The sequence below is a fragment of the Vibrio sp. TRT 29B02 genome (genome assembly GCF_050113655.1).
Lineage (GTDB): Bacteria > Pseudomonadota > Gammaproteobacteria > Enterobacterales > Vibrionaceae > Vibrio.
The window spans coordinates 1-20,807 of sequence record NZ_JBNJOJ010000004.1; the positions used below are offsets into that span (position 1 = coordinate 1).

The window sequence follows — 20,807 nt, forward strand, 5'->3', positions numbered from 1 at the left end:
GGGGTCGCGGGTTCGAGTCCCGTCCGCTCCGCCACTTATTCCAGACCCCAGCAGAAATGCTGGGGTCTTTTTGTTTTATCGCGTATTGTGCACTTCGACTACAGGTTGCCTGCGACGCACCTTCACCGTTTTAAAAGCGCTTTTATCTCTTCACATTTAAATCCCAATCATACTCATAGCTCGCTCCTTTAACCGATATGATCGGTTGCTTGCGATACCGATTGATATGAGTAACTAGCTGCTGTTGATCGCCAAAATCAGCGATAAACCAATCATAGATAGATGAGAGGCGGATATTGTCACCATTTACTAACACACCCTTATCGCTATTGATAAACTGCTTTGCAGCGAGTTCCAATAACTGTTCTGTGTTCGCTGCGGTGAAGGCTTGGCTCTGTAAGTTAGGGCAACCTAAGCTTGCACAGTTAACTGCGTAGTGTGTTCTAGGATCGTTCCAGATAGGGCGTAAGATACGATGCTCTATGTCATTTAGAGAAAGCGGTTGTCCAGCCACAGTAATCACTTCATCTCCCCATGGCCCAAAGCTAAAAAGGCCACCTAACTTGGTAATCGACTTAATTGGATAGGCATCGACAATGAGTTGAACTGTGATTGCATTGTATAGGTTAACCCAGTAGGCATACTGTTCATCCAGTGAGTATGTTCGAGGATCGATCTTGGCAAGAGTAGAGATGTACAGGTCTAGTTGTTGCTCGTCTTGTTCGGAAACGTCGTCATATTTGACGAGCGTGTAGTCACTGTCTGTAACTAGATAGCTATCAAGGAAAGTTTGCCATGCTTGGTGTGAAATGCTGGCCTGGTTACTCTGATTGGCTTGTTGCCAATAAGGCCAAAGATCTGACTTGGGGGCGGCAAAAACATTGAGAGAGAGCAGTGTGAACAGCAGAGCAATAATACGTGTCATAGGCTAAATTCCAGTGGTGATAGACTTTTATTACTAGACCAAGCTTATTGGGTGTTTGTTTCAGCTACAAACAAAAAAGGCTAGCTTAAGCTAACCTTTGTTATTTATTGGCAGATTGAATTACTTTAAGAAGCTAGGGATGTTGGCTTCGTAACTCGCGATCTTATCTTCGTGTTGTAGAGTAAGACCGATGTTATCTAAACCGTTTAGTAGACAGTGACGGCGGAATTCATCGATTTCAAATGAGTACTCTTTGCCATTTGCTCGTACTTTGTTTGCTTCGAGATCAACTTCGACTTCAGCACCTTCGTTGGCTTCAACAAACTTGAAGATTTCATCAACTTCTTGCTCAGTTAAGCGGACCGGAACCATTTGGTTGTTGATTGAGTTACCGTAGAAAATATCTGCGAAGCTTGGAGCTATCATTGCGCGAATGCCGTAATCGGCAAGCGCCCATGGAGCGTGTTCACGTGATGAACCGCAGCCAAAGTTTTCACGAGCAAGCAGGATAGATGCCCCTTTATAACGCGGCGCATTCATCACAAACTCTGGATTTGGCTGTTTGCCAGCGTCATCAAGAAAACGCCAATCATGGAAAAGGTGCTTACCAAAACCTAAACGAGATACCTTCTGTAGGAACTGTTTAGGGATAATTGCATCGGTGTCGACGTTTGCTGCGTCTAGAGGAACAACTAAGCCTTTATGCTGTTTAAAACCTGACATGTTGTTTCTCCTTAATCCAAGTTACGAATGTCGACAAAATGGCCAGCAATTGCTGCTGCTGCTGCCATTGCTGGGCTGACTAAGTGTGTACGTCCATCACGACCTTGACGGCCTTCGAAGTTACGGTTTGATGTAGATGCACAACGCTCTTGAGGACCCAATCGGTCATTGTTCATTGCTAAGCACATCGAACAACCTGGTAAGCGCCACTCAAACCCAGCTTCTTTGAAGATAACATCCAGACCTTCCGCTTCTGCTTGCGCTTTCACTTGCTCTGAACCTGGAACGATCAAAGCCTGAACATGAGCGGCCACTTTACGACCTTTAGCGACTTGCGCAGCAGCGCGCATATCTTCGATACGAGAGTTAGTACAAGAGCCGACAAACACTTTGTCTACTGAGTATTCTGAAAGTGATTTGCCCGCCTCTAAGCCCATGTAAGCAAGTGCTTTTTCCGCTGAAGCTTTTTCTACTGGGTCTGTAAAGCTTTCTGGCGCAGGGATAGGTTGGTCAACAGCGATAACTTGACCTGGGTTCGTTCCCCAAGTGACCTGAGGTTTAATATCTGCGGCTTCTAGTGTAACGACAGCGTCGAACTCGGCATCATCATCCGTTTTTAAGGTCTTCCAGTACTTTACTGCTGCATCGAAATCTGCACCTTGAGGAGAGAACTTACGACCTTTAACGTAGTTGAATGTGGTTTCATCTGGCGCAATTAAGCCAGCTTTAGCACCTAGTTCAATCGCCATGTTGCAGACTGTCATTCGACCTTCCATTGTAAGGTCAGTGATGGCTTCACCACAGAACTCAACAACGTAACCTGTACCGCCAGCGGCGGTAGTTTTACCGATGATTGCCAATACGATATCTTTGGCTGTGATGCCCGGTGCTACTTTGCCTTTAACTTCGATCTTCATGGTTTTAGCGCGAGCTTGTTTTAGAGTCTGAGTTGCTAAAACATGCTCAACTTCTGAAGTGCCGATACCAAACGCTAGTGAACCAAAAGCTCCGTGTGTTGCCGTATGTGAGTCACCACAAACGATAGTCATACCAGGTAGAGTGATACCAAGTTCTGGCCCCATGACATGCACGATACCTTGGTATTTGTGGTTGATATCGTAAAGGGTGACACCAAACTCTTCACAGTTCTTCGATAGCGTTTCCATCTGGATACGTGCCATTTCACCTGACGCATTGATGTCTTTGGTCGTGGTCGATACGTTGTGATCCATCGTAGCGAAGGTTTTACTCACCTGACGTACTTTACGCCCTTTTTCTCGCAGGCCATCAAAGGCTTGAGGTGATGTTACTTCATGAACTAAATGGCGGTCGATGTACAAAATTGGGTTCTCACCCTCTGCGGCTACGGCGACGTGAGCGTCGTAGACTTTTTCATATAGTGTTTTGCCCATTATTACTTTCCTGTGTATAGCAGCAGGTAACGGCTTACCTACTGCTAAGTCATTATTATTAAATTGGTTTACTACGAATTAAGAATGTACTCTGCAATCTTGTCGCCCATCTCAGAGGTGGATAGCGCAGGCTTGTCACCTGAAAGATCTGCGGTTAATTCCCCTGCTGATAGTGCTTTTGATACCGCTGTTTCGATGTCCTGAGCTGCTGCTTCTTCACCTAGGCTGTAACGTAACATCAGAGCTGCTGACAAGATTTGCGCCACTGGGTTAGCGATATTTTTGCCCGCGATGTCTGGTGCGCTTCCGCCCGCTGGTTCGTATAGGCCAAATTTGCTTTCATTAAGAGAGGCTGAAGGCAGCATTCCCATTGAACCTGTGATCATCGCACACTCATCAGAGATGATGTCACCGAAGATGTTCGAACATAGCATGACGTCAAATTGCGATGGGTCTTTAATGAGTTGCATTGTGGCGTTGTCGATGTACATATGCGACAACTCAACATCAGGATAGTCTTTCGCGATCTCTTCAACCACTTCACGCCAAAGGATAGAGCTTTGCAGCACGTTCGCTTTATCAATCGAGCATACTTTGTTGTTACGAAGGCGGGCTGACTCGAACGCAATCTTAGCAATACGTTCGATCTCGTAACGGTGATAAACCTCGGTATCAAATGCTTTCTCATTTGCGCCTTCACCTTCACGTCCCTTTGGCTGGCCAAAGTAGATACCACCAGTTAGCTCACGCACAACAACAATGTCGAATCCGCGCTCTGAGATATCTGCACGAAGAGGAGAGAATGCTTCTAAACCTTTATGGATTTGCGCTGGGCGAAGGTTACAAAATAGCTGGAAGTGTTTACGTAGTGGAAGTAGGGCACCACGTTCTGGTTGATCGTTAGGCGGAAGATGTTCCCACTTAGGGCCACCAACAGAACCAAAAAGCACGGCATCAGATTCTTCACAAGCTTTCACTGTGCTGTCTGGTAATGGGCAACCGTGGTTATCGATCGCAATGCCACCAACATCGTGTTCTTCACGCACAAATTCGATCGCGTATTTTTTCTCGATAGCGTCTAGCACTTTGTGTGCTTGTGACATTACTTCTGGGCCAATGCCGTCACCGGGTAGTACAGCAATTTTGTATGATTTGTCTGTCATGGTAATCCTTTAATTTTTATTTTCCTCCAAGGCGACTCGCGTCCTTGGAGTCTCACTTATACTGTTGCGATTTTTTTCTGTTTGATTTCTTCGATTTTGTTGGCGCGATGGATGCTGTTAATCACATGCAATAGCGCTTGACCAGAAGCTTCTACGATATCAGTTGAAACACCTGTGCCGTGATATTTGCGACCTTTGTAGTTAGCGATGATGTCAGCTTGACCTAAGCCATCCTCACCTTCGCCTTTCGCGGTTAAATCAAACTTATCTAGAACAATATCATAACCAGTTACACGATAGATACACTGGTAAAGAGCATCAACAGGACCGTTACCGACTGCGGCTTCACAAGTTTCCTCATCACCACACTGTATCTTGATGCTTGTGGTTGCCATTACGCTTCCTGACTGAACGCTTAGATAGTTCAATTTATAAAAGTCATCTTCTTCACGTAGATTAGAGAAATGCATCAAGGCTTCTAAATCATAATCAAACACTTGGCCTTTACGGTCAGCCAACTTTAAGAAGTCTTCATAAAGTGCATCTAGGTTGTACTCATCTTCTTTGTAGCCCATTGCATCCATATGGCTTTTCACTGCTGCACGTCCACTTCGGCTAGTTAGGTTCAACGCTTGATTCTTAAGACCTATCGACTCAGGTGTCATGATCTCGTAGGTATTCTTGTTCTTTAACATGCCATCTTGGTGAATGCCTGATGAGTGGCTAAATGCATTCGCACCTACTATTGCTTTGTTGCTTTGAATCGGCATGTTGCACAATTGACTAACCAATTTACTGGTGCGATGGATTTCATCATGCTTTAAACCAGTGTGAACACCAAGTAGCTCCTGTCTGGTCTTGATGATCATTGCGATTTCTTCAAGTGAGCAGTTGCCAGCACGTTCGCCAATACCATTAATGGTGCCTTCAATCTGACGAGCACCTGCTTGTACAGCGGCAATGGAGTTTGCTACTGACATGCCTAAGTCGTCATGGCAGTGTACCGAAATGATCGCTTTGTCGATATTTGGCACTCGGTTGAACAGGGTTTGGATAATGCCACCAAATTCATTTGGCACTGTGTAGCCAACTGTATCTGGGATATTGATCGTTCTTGCCCCTGCGTTGATAGCGGCTTCAACCATGCGACATAAGTTATCAATAGGTGTGCGCCCCGCATCTTCACAAGAAAACTCGACATCATCGGTGTAATTACGAGCATGTTTGACTGCTTTTACACCCATTTCGACGACGTCATCGTAACTGCGACGAAGTTTGTCTTGAACGTGAACGGTGGAAGTAGAAATAAAGGTATGGATTCGGAACTGGTCTGCAACTTTTAAAGCTTCGGCTGCGGCATCAATATCTTTCGCAACGGCTCGCGAAAGGGCACAAATTCGACTGTTCTTAATGTTGCGAGCGATGGTTTGTACCGACTCAAAATCACCAGGAGAAGAAACAGGAAAACCCGCTTCAATAACATCAACGCCGAGCCTTTCAAGCGCATAGGCAATCTGCAGTTTTTCTTTAACCGTCAAGCTTGCTGACAACGCTTGTTCGCCATCACGCAAGGTGGTGTCGAAAATAATGACTTGATCATTCATGTTTACTTCCTTAGTGATTATGTGCATCTGCACGAGTTAATCGTTTACTTCCGGTATTTAGATATAAAAAAACCCGCATCTGAGTGCGGGTTTGTTGTAATTCTGTGTGGTTGTTTTTCTTCCACAGCCTACCCGCGCGATTATGTCACGATAAGGAGGAGGCTCAGCAGGATAGAAAAACGGTTCATCATTGTTAACGATTCCTTTAGGGGCGTTAAATAATCCACATATTTAAGTTAACAAATTAGTACCGCACTCAACGGACAACGTCAACCCTAAAGTGTGTTTTTTATTCATCTTAGATCAGTTCCAGCGGCAAACTGCCAGTTTAACAGATGAATCGTCGGTTGGTATTTCAGTAATGTGCTCTGGAAGAATAGGTTGAACCAATGACCACTCGTCTATGCTGGTGAGCTTGTCATCGAAACTCAGTCAAAGTTTCACCTGCCTGTCACCAACTCGAATTAAGTTTAAGCAAGATAGGTAATAAAAGGAGCTGGAAATGCGTTCAATGGAGCCCATTGCTAAGTTTGATTTAGCGTTTTCCCTATTCTGTTTACAACATAAATTTTGTTATCCAGTGTCGCGTTTAAGTAAGGTGATTTCTCACACGGGAGATGGCCATCTATACGCTTTGCTCGGACTTTTCGCTTTTGTTTATGGTGGTATGGAAGGGCGAACATTTCTTGCTGTTGGTTTGTGCGCTTTTGTTATAGAACTGCCGATCTATTGGTTGGCTAAAAACCTATTTAAACGTCGTCGCCCAGAAGAGCTTTCCGATTTAGTCACTTCTTTTATTACACCTTCAGACCGCTATAGTCTGCCGTCTGGGCATACTACCGCCGCTTTCCTGATGGCGACTGTCATCGGTCATTTTTATATGGAATGGCAGCTATTTGCGTTTGTTTGGGCGGCCTTGATTGCAAGCTCAAGAATTTTGTTAGGCGTTCATTTCTTAACGGACGTTCTTATCGGCGTATTGCTTGGAGTCGGTAGCGCGCAGTTGGCTCTGATCGCATTGGGGATGAATGGATGAAAATATTGTACGGAGTTCAAGGGACAGGCAATGGACATATTGCGCGTGCTCGTGCGATGGCAAAATGTCTCGCTAATGAAGGTTTAGATGTTGATTACCTCTTTACGGGAAGAAGTGAGCAGCACTATTTCTCGATGGAAGCATTCGGTCATTTTCAAACTCGGGCAGGTCTTTCATTTGCTACCCACAAAGGTAGGGTAGATATGGCTAAGACACTGGTGTCGAATAATCTTTGGAAATTTTGGCGTGATGTCAGTCAGTTTGATTTGTCCGATTATGACTTAGTACTGAATGATTTTGAGCCGGTATCTGCTTGGGCCGCTAAAAGGCAGAAGATTCCCTCGATCAGTATTAGTCATCAAAATGCTTTTCGCTACTCGGTACCGATCAAAGGAGCGAGTTGGCTGGACAAACTGGTTATTAAGCATTTTGCTCCGGCCACACACCATATTGGCTTGCACTGGTATCACTTTGACCAGCCTATCCTCCCTCCGATTATTCACACTGAGAAAGGGCACTGGAGGGAAGAAGACTATGTGCTCGTTTACTTGCCATTTGAAAGCTTATCTGACATCACGGATTTGTTGCTACGCTTCTCAAATCAGAAGTTTGTATGTTATCACCCAGAGATTGTAGAGCCTCAAGTGCTTGCCAATATTCACTGTTTGCCACTTAGCCTCGACTCGTTTCAATCCCATTTACAGCGTTGTGAAGGTGTTATTGCAAATGGGGGATTTGAGCTGCCTTCAGAGGCGTTGACTCTAGGAAAAAAACTGTTGCTTAAACCTTTAAGTGGCCAGTTTGAGCAGATAAGTAATGTCGCGACATTGGAAGGACTTGGCTTGGCATCGTGTATGGATGATTTAGATGCATCCGCAGTGAGGCGATGGCTTGATGAAGACTCGGCTGAAAGTGTCCAATATCCTGATGTGGCCGCAGCGATCGTGAGCTGGATTAAACAAGGCAATTGGGACGACCAATCTCTATTGACTGAGAGCCTGTGGGAAAAAGTCGATTTCCCGAGTTATGCGATTAACGTATAGATCTTCTTTCTTAGCGTAAAATGGCTTCAAACTATTGATGCCATTTTTACGTTGCCGTTGTCATTGATAAGTCCCATCCATAAATCTCTTTCTAAAAATAAGTTAGAAATTAATATCAAATAGATCTAATAATCACTATAAAAACGACCTTGATATTTTTTTATAATCTTTTTAAGTAATTGTTTTTGCAGGGATCAGTGTCGAGTTAAGTAAAAAATACTGATTAATTGTCAATCTTATTGCTAATTGCTGAATTATTCGTTGATAGTAGTAATTCGCCATAAAGCATCTAACAACTAAATATAATGGATGCGGCGAACCTTTGGTTTTCTATTCCCAACTCATTTTGAAGTTAGTAACCATTTACGTTGATGAATTAAAGAGGCTTGCCCAATGATTGACAAAAAAGAGTCTATGAGTGCTATCGCTAGCTACCGCATGGAAAGTACTTTACGTGGAGTAGATTTAAACCTTTTAACTGTGTTCGATGCGGTCATGCAAGAACAAAACATCACTCGCGCTGCGCATAATCTGGGTATGTCACAGCCAGCAGTAAGTAACGCTGTAGCGCGTCTTAAAGTGATGTTTAATGATGAGCTATTTATGCGTCAGGGACGCGGTATTCAACCGACTCAACGAGCTCGTCAGCTGTTTGGTCCTGTTCGTCAGGCTCTGCAACTTATTCGTAATGAATTACCAAGCTCAGTTTTCTCTCCAGAGACATCTACTCGTCTATTCAAACTGGCAATTTGCAGCCCATGTGACATGCGTTTTGCGCCAAAGATTATGTCAACGATTCACGAGCTTGCACCTAATGTACAGCTTCACCTAGATGCTGAATTCGATCGCCAACTTGCAGAGAGAATGCGTTACCAAGAGATCGACTTTGTTATCGATTATGCTCGTTTTGATGAGCAAGGCTTTTCAAGCACAGAAATCTTCCAAGATGAGTTGGTTGTAGTGGCATCTAAAGCACACCCACGTATTCAAGGGTCAGTAAGCCCAGCACAATTGTTTGGTGAACGTCATGCTAAGTTATCTAAAGTTCACGGTCAGCGTAGCTTCTCTGAGCAAGCGTACCGAGATCTGGATGTTCAGGCATACTATGAGGGTACGAGCCTAAGCAACGTTCTCTACGTTGTAGGTCAATCTGAGCTAGTGACAATCGCGCCACGCTGGATGGTCGAAAATGCAGCAAACAAAGAGCAGTTGCAAGTCATCGAGTTCCCGTATGAAAACGGTCAAATCAGTGGCTTCTTAAGCTGGCATGAATCAAGCGAAAAAGACAAGGGTCATATCTGGCTGCGCGATCAACTGATGATGATCTGCGGCGAAGTGGTTGCCCTAAAGTAATTGTCAGTATTCATTGATAGGAAAAGCCTTGGATGGTTCGCGCCATTCAAGGTTTTTTACTATTTTAATTGATAACTTTGATGCTCATCAGTTGCCTTTTCTAACCCGAAATGTACACTTGTGCGCTTAATAAAGCTTACAGGTGTAAGCTAAAGGTAGTAAAGATGGCCAACCTAGATTTTCACATTGTAAAACGAATTCGAGAACAGATTGCGAAAGGCAGCGACCGCATTGCGCTCAAACATAAAGTGGGCAACATGTGGAATGGTATTAGCTGGAAGCAGTTTGGTCAGCAAGTTGATTCTCTTTCACTTGCACTATTGGCTCAGGGAATACGAGTCCAAGACAAGATTGGTATCTTCTCCAACAACATGCCACAGTGGACAGTGGCAGATTTCGCAGCATTACAACTGCGTGCCGTCACAGTACCTATTTATCCAACCAACACTGCCGCTCAGTCAGCTTACATCCTGCAGAATGCGGATGTCCGAGTATTATTTGTCGGTGAGCAAGCTCAATTTGACGCAGCTGTATCCATCTTTGACCAATGCGAACAGTTAGAACTGATTGTGGCTATGTCCGATGACGTACAAGTTGGCGAACATAGTTTTGCTATTGGTTGGCAAAAATTCATTGCTCAGTCGAACGAAATGCATCAACCAGAATTGGATGCCCGATTAGAGCAGGTATGCTTCGACGACCTACTAACACTTATCTACACATCGGGTACAACTGGGCAGCCTAAGGGCGTAATGTTGGATTACGCGAATATTGCTGCGCAGTTGGAAGGCCACGATCAGAGATTAAGTTTGAGTGAATCTGATGTGTCGCTCTGTTTCTTACCTCTTTCGCATGTATTTGAGCGCGCTTGGACGTTCTACGTGCTGTACAAAGGGGCGACGAACTGTTACCTACAAGACACTATGCAAGTTCGTGAAGCCTTGAGTGAAGTACGCCCGACAGTGATGTGTGCGGTGCCTCGCTTCTACGAAAAGATCTTCTCAGCGATTCATGAAAAAGTGGCTAAAGCACCATTTATTCGCAAAGTTTTATTTACTTGGGCAGTAAATATGGGTGCCAAAATGGCATTGTGTCATCAAGAAGGGCGCAAACCTTCCATTGCTCTGAAGAAAGCGCATGCATTGGCAGACAAACTGGTCTTGTCAAAGCTACGTGCTTTGCTTGGCGGTCAAATCAATTTCATGCCGTGTGGTGGCGCTAAGCTCGATGAAACCATCGGTCGCTTCTTCCATGCGATTGGTATCAACGTAAAGTTGGGTTACGGCATGACAGAGACCACAGCGACCGTATCGTGCTGGGATGATAAATGTTTCAATCCTGACTCAATAGGTATGGCGATGCCGGGCGCTCAGGTCAAGATTGGTGAGAACAACGAGATTCTTGTTCGTGGTCCAATGGTCATGCGTGGTTACTACAAAATGCCGGAAGAGACAGCGAAAACCTTTGACGAACATGGCTTTCTGAAAACAGGTGATGCTGGTCATATCGATGAGAATGGCAATTTGTTCATTACAGATCGAATCAAAGAGCTAATGAAGACGTCGAATGGTAAGTATATCGCTCCACAAATGATTGAAGGCGCAATCGGCAAAGATCACTTTATCGAGCAGATTGCTGTTATTGCGGATACGCGCAAATTTGTCTCTGCTCTGATAGTGCCGTGTTATGACTCGTTAGAAGAATACGCTAAAGAGCTCAACATCAAATATCATGATCGAGTCGAGTTGATTAAGCACCATCAGATAGTCGAAATGCTAGAAAAGCGCGTCAATGACTTACAAAAAGAGTTGGCGAAGTTTGAGCAAGTGAAGAAGTTCAAGTTATTGCCGAAAGCCTTCTCTATGGACGATGGTGAACTGACACCGACACAAAAACTGCGTCGTAAGGTGATTAACGACAAGTATCAAGATGAAATCGAAGAAATGTACAAGGACAAGTCGGATAAAAACTAATATTTCCGATAGTTAATTTTCTGAGTGATTAAAAATCCCCCAACAAGCAAGTTCGCTTGCTGGGGGATTTTTTATTGTGCTTATATGATGGTTTTGATGTTGCTTATTCATGTGGCTTGAAAAAAAAGAACAGAATTTATTACTTAATTTCTAGTTTTTGCAGGTGATTGAATCTGTTTGAAAGGGTTGTTTTAGACTCATCTTGCTATAAATAATTACTTTCCAGTGCAATCTTCAAAGTGGGAGATAAATCGCATTAGACCCGTTGATAATAAAACGTTACATTTGTTGCGTTACTTTGCTTTATGTTACCTATGAGCAAGACATAGCCGAAAAAGTGGAAATATTTCGAATTAGGCTACGAATAAGACCTAGACTATGGAAAACCAGCTCATCAGATTGACCTTATCCGATGACAAACTGGTTTAAGGAGAAAAATATGGCAGCAATGTTGTCCGGAGCAGAGATGGTTGTTCAATCTCTGATCGAAGAAGGCGTAGAACAGATCTTTGGCTACCCAGGCGGTTCTGTTTTAGATATCTACGATGCGCTTCACGCAAAAACTGATCAAATTAAGCATGTACTCGTTCGTCATGAACAAGCAGCAACTCATATGGCTGATGGCTATGCACGAGCCACTGGCAACCCAGGTGTAGTACTTGTCTGTTCTGGCCCTGGTGCTACCAACACCATTACTGGTATTGCGACGGCGTATATGGACTCTATTCCAATGATCGTAATTTCGGGCAACGTACCGAATAACATGATTGGTAATGACGCATTCCAAGAGTGTGATATCGTGGGTGTATCTCGCCCAGTTGTTAAACACAGTTTCTTAGTAAAGAAAGCTGAAGACATTCCTGAAACGGTTAAGAAAGCCTTCTATATTGCAACCACCGGTCGCCCTGGCCCTGTACTTATTGATTTACCTAAAGATGTAATGAATCCTCAGGTTAAGCTGCCGTATGAGTACCCTCAAGCTATTTCAATGCGCTCTTACAAACCGACTACGACTGGTCACAAAGGTCAAATCAAGAAAGGTCTGAAGACCCTTCTAGAAGCAAAACGACCTGTGCTGTATGTAGGTGGTGGCGCCGTTATTTCTGGTGCAGAAGAGCACCTAACTAAATTGGCTGAAGCGCTAAATCTACCTGTAGTCAGTACTTTGATGGGGCTTGGTGCATTCCCCGGCACTCATAAAAATTCCTTAGGCATGTTGGGTATGCATGGTGTGTATGAAGCCAATATGGCGATGCATAGAGCGGATCTCATTTTTGGTGTCGGCGTTCGTTTTGATGACCGAACCACAAACAATCTAGAGAAGTACTGCCCAGACGCTAAAGTAATGCATATCGATATTGATCCTTCATCAATCTCGAAAAACGTGAAAGCGGATCTGCCTATTGTAGGCTCTGCAGAAAAAGTTCTCGAAAGCATGGTTAAACTGCTTGAAGAGCAGGGTAGCACAAACGATCAAGATGCTTTAAATCGCTGGTGGGATGAGATCCAAGTGTGGCGTGATCGTGAGTGTTTGTCTTATGAGACATCACCTGAGCGTATTAAGCCTCAGCAAGTTATTGAAACCTTGCACAAGCTGACAAATGGCGACGCTTATGTTGCTTCTGATGTAGGTCAGCACCAAATGTTTGCAGCCCTTTACTACCCATTCAATAAACCTCGCCGCTGGATCAACTCTGGTGGTCTTGGCACGATGGGCTTCGGTCTACCAGCAGGTATGGGTGTTAAGTTCGCCAAGCCTGAAGAAGAAGTGGTGGTAGTGACTGGTGACGGCAGTATCCAAATGAATATTCAGGAACTATCGACAGCAATGCAATACGATATCCCTGTTAAAATCATTAACTTGAATAACCGATTCTTAGGCATGGTAAAACAATGGCAAGACATCATTTACCAAGGCCGCCATTCAAACTCATATATGAGTTCTGTTCCTGATTTTGCCGCCATTGCTGAAGCTTATGGCCATGTTGGTATCCGAATTGAGTCTCCAGATCAGTTGGAATCTGGTCTAAAACAAGCACTTGATATGAAAGATCGCTTAGTGTTTGTTGATATCAATGTGGACGAGACTGAGCATGTATACCCAATGCAGATCAAAGGTGAGGGTATGGACAAAATGTGGTTAAGCAAGACGGAGAGAACGTAATTATGAGACACATTATTTCACTACTAATGGAAAACCAACCGGGGGCTTTATCGCGTGTTGTTGGTCTGTTTTCTCAACGTGCTTACAACATCGAATCTCTAACGGTTTCACCGACAGATGATGAAACATTATCGCGTTTAAACATTACGACCATCTCTGATGACATGGAACTGGAGCAGATCCAGAAGCAACTTAACAAACTGATTGATGTCCTTAAAGTGCAGGAAGTGACAGAGCTTGACCATATCGAACGTGAACTGATGATGGTGAAAGTGAAAGCCAGCGGTTTTTCACGTGCGGAAGTTAAACGTACTGCTGATATCTTCCGTGGTCAGATTGTTGATGTTACGGCTTCCCAGTACACGGTACAGATGGCTGGAACCAGCGAGAAACTTGATGCCTTTATTCAGGCCATTTCTGAAGTCACAGAAGTGATCGAAGTAGCGCGCAGTGGTGTAGTTGGAATCGCTCGTGGTGAACGCGCTTTAAAACCTTAAAAGTCACTGTTTAGCCAATAAAAAAACCACCGTATAACGGTGGTTTTTTGCATTTATGAATTGATTAGTGAAGGATACGAGCGCGAATAGTACCTTCGATGCTTTTTAGCTTTTTCAGTGCTTCTTCAGAGCGTTCCGTCTCTACATCGATAACTACATAACCAAAATCCGCAGCAGTCTGTAGGTACTGACCCGCGATGTTAATACCTTCTTCAGCGAAGATGGTGTTAATTTGAGTCAGAATACCTGGACGGTTTTCGTGAATGTGCAGCAGTCGTGAACAATCGCGATGCTCTGGTAGAGAAACTTCAGGGAAGTTAACGCTTGATAGCGTTGAACCATTGTCTGAGTACTTAGCCAATTTTCCTGCTACTTCTACGCCAATGTTTTCTTGAGCTTCCTGAGTTGAGCCGCCTACGTGAGGAGTTAGGATCACGTTATCGAATTTTTGCAGTGGAGACTCAAATGGATCTGCGTTGGTTTTAGGCTCGGTCGGGAATACGTCAATTGCCGCACCAGCAAGGTGACCTGCTTCCAGGCTATGGCAGAGTGCTTCGATATCAACTACGGTACCACGAGCAGCGTTGATAAAGATTGAACCTGGCTTCATGCGAGCGAACTCTTCGGCACCCATCATGTTCTTTGTATCAGCGGTTTCAGGAACGTGAAGTGAGATGACATCACATTTATTCAGAAGCTCACTCATGGTGTGGACTTGAGTCGCGTTACCTAGTGAAAGCTTGTTCTCAATATCGTAGAAGTAGACACGCATACCCAGGTTTTCAGCAATAATGCCTAACTGTGTACCAATGTGACCATAACCGATAATACCTAAACGTTTACCGCGTGCTTCGTATGAATTGTCAGCACTCTTCTTCCAAATACCACGGTGAGCTAGCGCGTTCTTTTCTGGAATACCGCGTAGTAGCAATAAGATCTGACCTAGTACCAATTCCGCAACACTACGTGTATTTGAGAAAGGTGCGTTAAATACTGGAATACCGCGAGATGCGGCTGCTTTAAGATCAACTTGGTTGGTACCAATACAGAAACAGCCAATGGCGACTAACTTTTCGGCAGCGTTGATCACTTCTTCTGTCAAATTAGTGCGCGAACGGATACCAATAAAATGGACATCCTTAACGGCTTCTAGAAGCTCATCTTCTGGAAGTGAACCTTTGTGATACTCAATGTTGGTGTAGCCGGCAGCCTGAAGAACTTCTACTGTTGATGGATGTAGACCTTCAAGCAAGAGAATTTTTATTTTGTCTTTTTCCAGTGAAACTTTGGCCATTGTCTTCTTCCTTAAAGTGGGGAAATTGGGCTTAAGTGGCGCACATTAGACTAAAGCAGATAAAGCAAACGTTTTTATCAGCGTTATGTAGCACGCAAACGTTTTCCTTGTGCGTCTTCTGACCATTAACTTAACAAAAAAAATACAGTTTGGGTAAGAAAATTACGGAATAAGGCAGAATATTTATTGATTAAAATGAAAAAAACGGCGCCAAATGGCGCCGCTTGTAATGAAATAACCAAAATTGATGGGTTACTCTTCGATTTTTGCCCCTTCCGGCGTGCCAGTGATGACAACATCAGCACCACGGTGTGCGAATAGACCAACAGTGACGACACCAGCAATAGAGTTGATTTTATCTTCTAGATCTTTTGGATCAGTAATCTTCATGCCATGCACATCAAGAATAACGTTGCCATTGTCAGTGACTACACCTTCACGGTAAGCAGGATCACCACCTAATTTAACCAACTGGCGAGCGACGTAAGAGCGTGCCATTGGGATAACTTCTACTGGTAGTGGGAATTGGCCAAGTACGTCGACTGCTTTAGTATTGTCAACGATACAGACGAACTTCTCAGAAATAGCAGCAACAATTTTCTCACGAGTCAGTGCTGCGCCACCGCCTTTGATCATGTCACGAGATGCATTGATCTCATCAGCACCATCAACATAGATGTCTAGCATCGCAACATCGTTGCAGTCGAAGACTTCGATGCCGAGACCTTTTAGCTTTTCAGTTGATGCTTCAGAGCTTGAAACAGCACCTTTGATGTCATCTTTCATTGTTGCAAGTGCATCGATGAAGTGATTCACAGTAGAGCCTGTACCAACACCAACAATGCTGCCTTTTTCAACATACTTAAGTGCTGCCCAACCAGCTTCTTTCTTCATTTCATCTTGAGTCATGCTCATCTCCTAGAGGCGGTAGTAAAATCGTTTGCGGCGGCGATTATAGCTGCAAATTGGTTTTATTCCCAATCCCAGATCTGGCTTGGCGTCACTATTTTAGGTAGAGGCACATCCCAAGACTCAATAGGCAGTGAGTCGACTTGCTGGCAGTCATGGGCTAATCCAATCGGTTTAGGCCCGAGGCGAGTGTTGAACCAAGGCTCTAGCGTTCGATCGTAGTAGCCCCCTCCCATTCCTAGGCGATGTCCAGTCGAGTCAAAAGCGACTAAAGGGGTGCAGATGAGATCAAGCTGAGCGACAGGAATAATCTGAGTCTGGTCTAATTTGGGTTCTGCAATTGCATAGCGGTTTAGCACCATAGGTGTCGTGCTTGAGTATCGAAGAAACAGTAGATGACCGTGGGAGAAGGGATGAATTACAGGCAAGTAGACATCCTTTCCCTGCTGCCATAGCCATTCAATGAGTGGTTTAGTATCGATCTCGCCATCTGCGGTGATGTACAAAGCGATGTGTTGTGCTGAGGCGATCTCAGGCAATTGCTTGAATTGTGTCACTAAGTCTAATCCTGCCAGATATTGCGTGTCGCTACTGAGCGCATTGCGTTTCTGTCGAATGACTTTGCGTAAGTCTTGGCGTGAAAGAGTCATGACATTACCCATGGTTGCTGGGTATCGAGATAGGGATACCCCAGAGTGCCGTTGGAGATATGGACCCTTGAACCAGCTGGTTCAAGGCGGATCAGCAGAGATAACCGTAGGCTTCTCGGTACAAGCCGAGCTTGCTCAATAGCTACCAAGTACTAACCCTTGGGTATTGCTTATCGGCTCAGGGACTTAATCCCCTCACGAACACTCCAGGGTAAATTCTTGATGGTGTAAAGGTTACTGCTGTCCTGGCTTAACTTTACTAATTGCATCATCCAAAGACGCAGAGAGCAGTTCCATACGCTCAACCATTGCATCTTGTTCCTGCTTTGAATCGTTGTCGCGGACTTCGAGTTCGTGACAAAAGTTTAAGGCAACAAAGGTCAGCAGCTGTACTTCGTTGGTCATCTTGGTTTTAGCCGCTAACTCTTTAAGGCGATCATCTAAACGTGCTGCTGCATTGATCAAAGACTCTTCTTGTCCTGCTGGACAGTTAACACGAGTTAGTTTGCCTAAGATTTCGACTTCTACCGCTTGATTACTCATACCGACTCTATATCTGTTGTCTAAGGTGATAAAGCAGATAATCACCGAGGGAGAAACTATAGAAAAAGCCTTATTAAGATTCAAGCTTTTCAGTTAGACCTAACCAAAATCAGTGTGTAACAACACAGTAATTGGGCAATTTGTGTAAAAGCTCCCCACAATTGCGCAATCACGCGTTTTCGCCTGCTTTGGTAAGTGATACGATTGAGGATATTTACTTTATTTTAGGTCATAGCAATGAGCGACACCAAATTACCTGATTATCTGACATTTGCCAGTGAGTTACAGTCGGCAGGCTTAGCGGTTAACCCAGCAGAACTTCACGGCTTGCTCACTGGAATGCTTTGTGGCGGTTTGAGCCTAATAGATAAAAGTTGGCAGCCACTTGTTTATGACTATGTGAGTGAAGGTATGGGGTGGCCTACAAAATCTTTGCAGTTAGCCGAAGGCACTTTAGATGCAACTATTCAGGAGCTAACAGGTTCTGGAATGGATCTTGAGCTACTCCTTCCCGATGATGAAGCGAGTGCAACACTGTTTGACGTCGCAGATGGTTTGGCCGAATGGGTTAACCACTTTATTTCTGGTCTTGGTTTAATCAATGCTGCGCTCAATAAGGCATCAAGTGACGTTAAAGAGGCATTGGCTGATTTAGAAGAAATAGCCAAACTGGGTATTGACGAAGAGGATGATCTCGAAGAACAAGCTCAGTTATTAGAGCACGTGATCGAACATGTTAAGGCATGTGTGTTGACCATTCATGCAGAATTTGGCCAAAAACCGGTCGAGAAACAGGCTCCAACGATTCATTAATAGGTAACGCGATGAAGCAGTTTGATGTGGTGATTGCTGGTGGTGCTATGGCAGGAATGACCTTAGCATTAGCGATAAATAAGCTTTCCAAACAACCTTTGTCTATTGCGGTGATAGAACCTTTTCCTGTTGACGATCAGGCTCATCCTGGCTTTGATTCACGTTCGATTGCACTTTCCTATGGTAGCGCGGCGATCCTGAGGAAGTTTGGTTTATGGGAAGAAATTGCAAAAATTGCCACGCCAATTGAACACATTCATGTCTCCGACCGAACCCATGCAGGTCTGACTGATATCGCAACTCAGGAAGTGGGTCTAGAAGCCTTGGGGTATGTTGTCGAATTGGCTGATGTTGGTCGTATTTACAATAGTCAGGCTCAGTTAGACGGCAATATTGAACTGATCCAAGCTTCTGTAAGTCAAGTTACTCGTCATGAGAAAAAAGTGCAGATAAGGCTCACCAATGAAACGGTGGTTGAAGGTAAATTGTTGGTTGCGGCAGACGGCGCGATGTCTACCTGTTGCCAGCAGTTGGGGCATGAACTGACTGAGCATAACTTCGATCAAGTTGCTGTGATAGCGAATGTTACCACAGAGCTTGCTCATAAGGGGCAAGCATTTGAGCGTTTCACCGAGTCTGGACCTGTTGCCCTGTTACCTATGTCGGAAGGGCGTATGTCCTTAGTTTGGTGTTTGCGTCCAGAACATGCCACAGAAGTCATGGACTATGATGACAAACAGTTCTTGTCAGAGCTTCAAACGGCATTTGGTTGGCGGTTAGGTAAGTTAAAAAAAGTCGGACAGCGAGCGAGCTACCCGTTACTACTTAGATACCGAAAAGAAAATGTTTCGCACCGCTTTGCTGTTGTCGGGAATGCGGCACAAACGCTTCACCCTATCGCTGGACAGGGATTTAACTTAGGTATCAGAGACGTCGCTACCTTGGCTGAAAGTATTGCAAATTCGACACATGATGTGGGTTGTTATCAGGTTTTAAAACGCTTTAAGCAGTCTCGATGTAATGATCGTGATGCGACAATTGAGATGACCTCTGCGTTAGTACATCTGTTTTCAAATGATTACTTAGCGACGCGGATCGGGCGAAATGTGGGTCTGTTTGCGATGGATAATTTGCCGATACTCAAAACACCACTATTGAGAAGAACATTAGGTTTGGTGTCTCGTTAGAGATATCAGCAAGGACACAAAGATATGATGCAAAGTGTAGATATCGCCATTGTTGGTGGTGGAATGGTTGGCTTAGCGCTCGCCGCTGCGTTCAAAGATACAGAACTACGTATCGCGGTGATCGAAAGTCGTGAACCAGAAAGTGAGCTTGGTGAGCTTCCTGATGTGCGTGTTTCAGCATTAAGTCGTTCTAGTGAGACAATTTTGCGAAACCTAGGGGCATGGCAAGGAATCGTTCAGCGTCGAGCGGCCCCTTATCGTGCAATGGAAGTCTGGGAACAAGACAGTTTTGCTCGAATTGAGTTCGAAGCACAGCAGCTAGCGCAACCGGACCTCGGTCATATTGTAGAGAACCGAGTTATTCAACTTGCGTTACTTGATCAAGTTAAGCAGCAAAGTAATGTCACTCTATTTATGCCGGCGAAATGTGCTTCGATGGCGATTGGAGAGAGTGAAGCATGGATCAACTTAGATAGCGGGCAATCATTGACGGCCAAGCTAGTTGTTGGTGCTGATGGCGCCAACTCTTGGGTACGCAAGCAGCAAGATATTCCTTTGACACATTGGGATTACGGTCACAGCGCGATTGTTGCTAACGTTCGTACTCAAGAATCTCACCAAAGTGTTGCACGTCAAACCTTTACACCTCAAGGTCCAGTGGCTTTTCTTCCTTTAGGTGAAGATAATTTGAGTTCTATTGTGTGGTCGACGGAACCGAATCGTGCTGAACGTTTACTTGGTATGTCAGCCAATGAGTTTAGTAAAGTGCTTACTGCTGAGTTTGATAATCGACTTGGCTTGTGTGAAGTGCTTGGTGAGCGATTCGCCTTCCCATTAAAAATGCGCTATGCACGCGACTTTGTGACAGAGCGAGTTGCATTAGTTGGAGATGCGGCACATACCATTCACCCACTCGCAGGGCAGGGGGTAAACTTAGGTTTGCTTGATGCGGCGAGTCTAGCCCAACAAGTACTAGAAATGTGGCAGCAAGGTGAAGACTTTGGGACTAAACGAAATCTACGGGGTTATGAACGTTGGCGTAAAGCTGAGGCCGCTAAGATGATTGCGGCAATGCAAGGATTTAAAGATCTCTTCGAAGGCAATAATCCAGCGAAAAAACTGCTCCGCGGTATAGGTATGAAGCTAGCAGGCCAACTTCCTGGTGCAAAAGATGAGATTATGAAGCGCGCATTGGGTTTGAAAGGTGATTTGCCGAAACTGGCACAGAACAGAGGAATAAAATCTCAAACCCACTAAAGTGGAAAGGGTTGGCATTGCCAACCCTTTTTAAATTCTGTTATGCGTATGCACAGCGGAGTTTCATGATTTCTTTATTGATCTCTTTTACCGCTTGAAAATGCCTGCGCTCTGCCTTTTCTGGCAGAATTAGCTTACCGTTATCAAACTCAAATTTACCTACTCCGTAGATATAAATCCTTCCTTTAAATAGTCGACTAATGTGTTTAGCAATCATACCTGGTGTATAGCGCTTAAACAGTCTCATACATTTGTCCTTAT

General features: G+C 44.5%; 19 protein-coding genes and 1 other RNA gene. 9 read left to right on the plus strand and 11 right to left on the minus strand.

Features of this window, described 5'->3' with window-relative positions; genetic code table 11:
- Positions 1 to 142: 142 nt before the first annotated feature.
- From ACQEXT_RS03595 to leuA, 5 genes are all read right to left on the minus strand, one after another.
- The gene (locus ACQEXT_RS03595) at positions 143 to 925 is read right to left on the minus strand and encodes a DUF547 domain-containing protein (protein WP_426950681.1); all 783 of its coding nucleotides are present in this window, start codon (positions 923 to 925) and stop codon (positions 143 to 145) included.
- A gap of 120 nt (positions 926 to 1,045) precedes the next feature.
- Positions 1,046 to 1,648 (minus strand): 3-isopropylmalate dehydratase small subunit, encoded by a 603-nt coding sequence (gene leuD, locus ACQEXT_RS03600; protein WP_138971876.1) that lies wholly within the window; start codon positions 1,646 to 1,648, stop codon positions 1,046 to 1,048.
- A gap of 11 nt (positions 1,649 to 1,659) precedes the next feature.
- Positions 1,660 to 3,060, minus strand: a complete 1,401-nt coding sequence (gene leuC / locus ACQEXT_RS03605) for a 3-isopropylmalate dehydratase large subunit (protein ID WP_426950682.1) — start codon at positions 3,058 to 3,060, stop codon at positions 1,660 to 1,662.
- A gap of 71 nt (positions 3,061 to 3,131) precedes the next feature.
- Positions 3,132 to 4,223, minus strand: a complete 1,092-nt coding sequence (gene leuB / locus ACQEXT_RS03610) for a 3-isopropylmalate dehydrogenase (RefSeq protein WP_269376496.1) — start codon at positions 4,221 to 4,223, stop codon at positions 3,132 to 3,134.
- A 56-nt stretch (positions 4,224 to 4,279) separates the two neighbouring features.
- Entirely contained in the window at positions 4,280 to 5,827 is a 1,548-nt protein-coding gene (gene leuA / locus ACQEXT_RS03615; RefSeq protein WP_426950684.1) for a 2-isopropylmalate synthase, read from the minus strand.
- A 502-nt stretch (positions 5,828 to 6,329) separates the two neighbouring features.
- On the opposite strand from leuA, the gene ACQEXT_RS03620 reads away from it, so the two are divergent.
- From ACQEXT_RS03620 to ilvN, 6 genes are all read left to right on the plus strand, one after another.
- Positions 6,330 to 6,863 (plus strand): phosphatase PAP2 family protein, encoded by a 534-nt coding sequence (locus ACQEXT_RS03620; RefSeq protein WP_426950686.1) that lies wholly within the window; start codon positions 6,330 to 6,332, stop codon positions 6,861 to 6,863.
- A complete protein-coding gene (locus ACQEXT_RS03625) occupies positions 6,860 to 7,906 on the plus strand; it encodes an MJ1255/VC2487 family glycosyltransferase (protein WP_426950687.1) in 1,047 nt (348 codons plus the stop codon). Before ACQEXT_RS03620 ends, ACQEXT_RS03625 begins: the two co-directional genes overlap by 4 nt.
- Before the next feature lie 393 nt (positions 7,907 to 8,299).
- Entirely contained in the window at positions 8,300 to 9,259 is a 960-nt protein-coding gene (gene leuO / locus ACQEXT_RS03630) for a transcriptional regulator LeuO (RefSeq protein ID WP_426950688.1), read from the plus strand.
- Between the two features lie 164 nt (positions 9,260 to 9,423).
- Positions 9,424 to 11,232 (plus strand): AMP-dependent synthetase/ligase, encoded by a 1,809-nt coding sequence (locus tag ACQEXT_RS03635; protein WP_426950689.1) that lies wholly within the window; start codon positions 9,424 to 9,426, stop codon positions 11,230 to 11,232.
- Positions 11,233 to 11,671: 439 nt separating this feature from the next.
- Positions 11,672 to 13,396 carry an acetolactate synthase 3 large subunit gene (locus ACQEXT_RS03640; RefSeq protein ID WP_331418537.1) on the plus strand — a complete coding sequence of 575 codons (1,725 nt, stop codon included), beginning with the start codon at positions 11,672 to 11,674 and terminating at the stop codon, positions 13,394 to 13,396.
- 2 nt (positions 13,397 to 13,398) lie between these two features.
- A complete protein-coding gene (gene ilvN / locus ACQEXT_RS03645) occupies positions 13,399 to 13,893 on the plus strand; it encodes an acetolactate synthase small subunit (RefSeq protein ID WP_138971867.1) in 495 nt (164 codons plus the stop codon).
- 64 nt (positions 13,894 to 13,957) lie between these two features.
- Here the strand turns inward: ilvN and serA are convergent, their stop codons facing one another.
- The 5 genes from serA to ACQEXT_RS03670 form a co-directional block, all read right to left on the minus strand.
- Positions 13,958 to 15,187 (minus strand): phosphoglycerate dehydrogenase, encoded by a 1,230-nt coding sequence (serA, locus tag ACQEXT_RS03650; protein ID WP_138971866.1) that lies wholly within the window; start codon positions 15,185 to 15,187, stop codon positions 13,958 to 13,960.
- A 252-nt stretch (positions 15,188 to 15,439) separates the two neighbouring features.
- Entirely contained in the window at positions 15,440 to 16,096 is a 657-nt protein-coding gene (gene rpiA, locus ACQEXT_RS03655; RefSeq protein WP_331416157.1) for a ribose-5-phosphate isomerase RpiA, read from the minus strand.
- A 62-nt stretch (positions 16,097 to 16,158) separates the two neighbouring features.
- Positions 16,159 to 16,746 carry a 5-formyltetrahydrofolate cyclo-ligase gene (locus ACQEXT_RS03660; RefSeq protein ID WP_138971864.1) on the minus strand — a complete coding sequence of 196 codons (588 nt, stop codon included), beginning with the start codon at positions 16,744 to 16,746 and terminating at the stop codon, positions 16,159 to 16,161.
- A 33-nt stretch (positions 16,747 to 16,779) separates the two neighbouring features.
- A non-coding RNA gene (gene ssrS, locus ACQEXT_RS03665) (6S RNA) lies at positions 16,780 to 16,962 on the minus strand.
- 18 nt (positions 16,963 to 16,980) lie between these two features.
- Positions 16,981 to 17,289 (minus strand): cell division protein ZapA, encoded by a 309-nt coding sequence (locus ACQEXT_RS03670; RefSeq protein ID WP_138971863.1) that lies wholly within the window; start codon positions 17,287 to 17,289, stop codon positions 16,981 to 16,983.
- A gap of 237 nt (positions 17,290 to 17,526) precedes the next feature.
- On the opposite strand from ACQEXT_RS03670, the gene ACQEXT_RS03675 reads away from it, so the two are divergent.
- From ACQEXT_RS03675 to ACQEXT_RS03685, 3 genes are read left to right on the plus strand one after another with little or no spacing between them, the layout of a single operon-like run.
- Entirely contained in the window at positions 17,527 to 18,102 is a 576-nt protein-coding gene (locus ACQEXT_RS03675) for a YecA family protein (protein ID WP_138971862.1), read from the plus strand.
- A gap of 11 nt (positions 18,103 to 18,113) precedes the next feature.
- On the plus strand, positions 18,114 to 19,289 hold the full coding sequence (gene ubiH / locus ACQEXT_RS03680; RefSeq protein ID WP_426950690.1) for a 2-octaprenyl-6-methoxyphenyl hydroxylase: 1,176 nt from the start codon (positions 18,114 to 18,116) through the stop codon (positions 19,287 to 19,289).
- Between the two features lie 24 nt (positions 19,290 to 19,313).
- Positions 19,314 to 20,546 carry an FAD-dependent 2-octaprenylphenol hydroxylase gene (locus ACQEXT_RS03685; RefSeq protein ID WP_426950691.1) on the plus strand — a complete coding sequence of 411 codons (1,233 nt, stop codon included), beginning with the start codon at positions 19,314 to 19,316 and terminating at the stop codon, positions 20,544 to 20,546.
- A 40-nt stretch (positions 20,547 to 20,586) separates the two neighbouring features.
- Here ACQEXT_RS03685 and ACQEXT_RS03690 read toward each other — a convergent pair whose 3' ends face one another.
- Positions 20,587 to 20,793 carry a DUF1107 domain-containing protein gene (locus tag ACQEXT_RS03690; RefSeq protein ID WP_138971859.1) on the minus strand — a complete coding sequence of 69 codons (207 nt, stop codon included), beginning with the start codon at positions 20,791 to 20,793 and terminating at the stop codon, positions 20,587 to 20,589.
- Between the last annotated feature and the right edge of the window lie 14 nt (positions 20,794 to 20,807).

Coding starts and splice junctions, on each gene's coding strand:
- ACQEXT_RS03595 (WP_426950681.1), bottom strand. CDS start 925: ATGACACGTATTATTGCTCTGCTGTTCACACTGCTCTCTCTCAATGTT.
- leuD (WP_138971876.1), bottom strand. CDS start 1,648: ATGTCAGGTTTTAAACAGCATAAAGGCTTAGTTGTTCCTCTAGACGCA.
- leuC (WP_426950682.1), bottom strand. CDS start 3,060: ATGGGCAAAACACTATATGAAAAAGTCTACGACGCTCACGTCGCCGTA.
- leuB (WP_269376496.1), bottom strand. CDS start 4,223: ATGACAGACAAATCATACAAAATTGCTGTACTACCCGGTGACGGCATT.
- leuA (WP_426950684.1), bottom strand. CDS start 5,827: ATGAATGATCAAGTCATTATTTTCGACACCACCTTGCGTGATGGCGAA.
- ACQEXT_RS03620 (WP_426950686.1), top strand. CDS start 6,330: ATGCGTTCAATGGAGCCCATTGCTAAGTTTGATTTAGCGTTTTCCCTA.
- ACQEXT_RS03625 (WP_426950687.1), top strand. CDS start 6,860: ATGAAAATATTGTACGGAGTTCAAGGGACAGGCAATGGACATATTGCG.
- leuO (WP_426950688.1), top strand. CDS start 8,300: ATGATTGACAAAAAAGAGTCTATGAGTGCTATCGCTAGCTACCGCATG.
- ACQEXT_RS03635 (WP_426950689.1), top strand. CDS start 9,424: ATGGCCAACCTAGATTTTCACATTGTAAAACGAATTCGAGAACAGATT.
- ACQEXT_RS03640 (WP_331418537.1), top strand. CDS start 11,672: ATGGCAGCAATGTTGTCCGGAGCAGAGATGGTTGTTCAATCTCTGATC.
- ilvN (WP_138971867.1), top strand. CDS start 13,399: ATGAGACACATTATTTCACTACTAATGGAAAACCAACCGGGGGCTTTA.
- serA (WP_138971866.1), bottom strand. CDS start 15,187: ATGGCCAAAGTTTCACTGGAAAAAGACAAAATAAAAATTCTCTTGCTT.
- rpiA (WP_331416157.1), bottom strand. CDS start 16,096: ATGACTCAAGATGAAATGAAGAAAGAAGCTGGTTGGGCAGCACTTAAG.
- ACQEXT_RS03660 (WP_138971864.1), bottom strand. CDS start 16,746: ATGACTCTTTCACGCCAAGACTTACGCAAAGTCATTCGACAGAAACGC.
- ACQEXT_RS03670 (WP_138971863.1), bottom strand. CDS start 17,289: ATGAGTAATCAAGCGGTAGAAGTCGAAATCTTAGGCAAACTAACTCGT.
- ACQEXT_RS03675 (WP_138971862.1), top strand. CDS start 17,527: ATGAGCGACACCAAATTACCTGATTATCTGACATTTGCCAGTGAGTTA.
- ubiH (WP_426950690.1), top strand. CDS start 18,114: ATGAAGCAGTTTGATGTGGTGATTGCTGGTGGTGCTATGGCAGGAATG.
- ACQEXT_RS03685 (WP_426950691.1), top strand. CDS start 19,314: ATGATGCAAAGTGTAGATATCGCCATTGTTGGTGGTGGAATGGTTGGC.
- ACQEXT_RS03690 (WP_138971859.1), bottom strand. CDS start 20,793: ATGAGACTGTTTAAGCGCTATACACCAGGTATGATTGCTAAACACATT.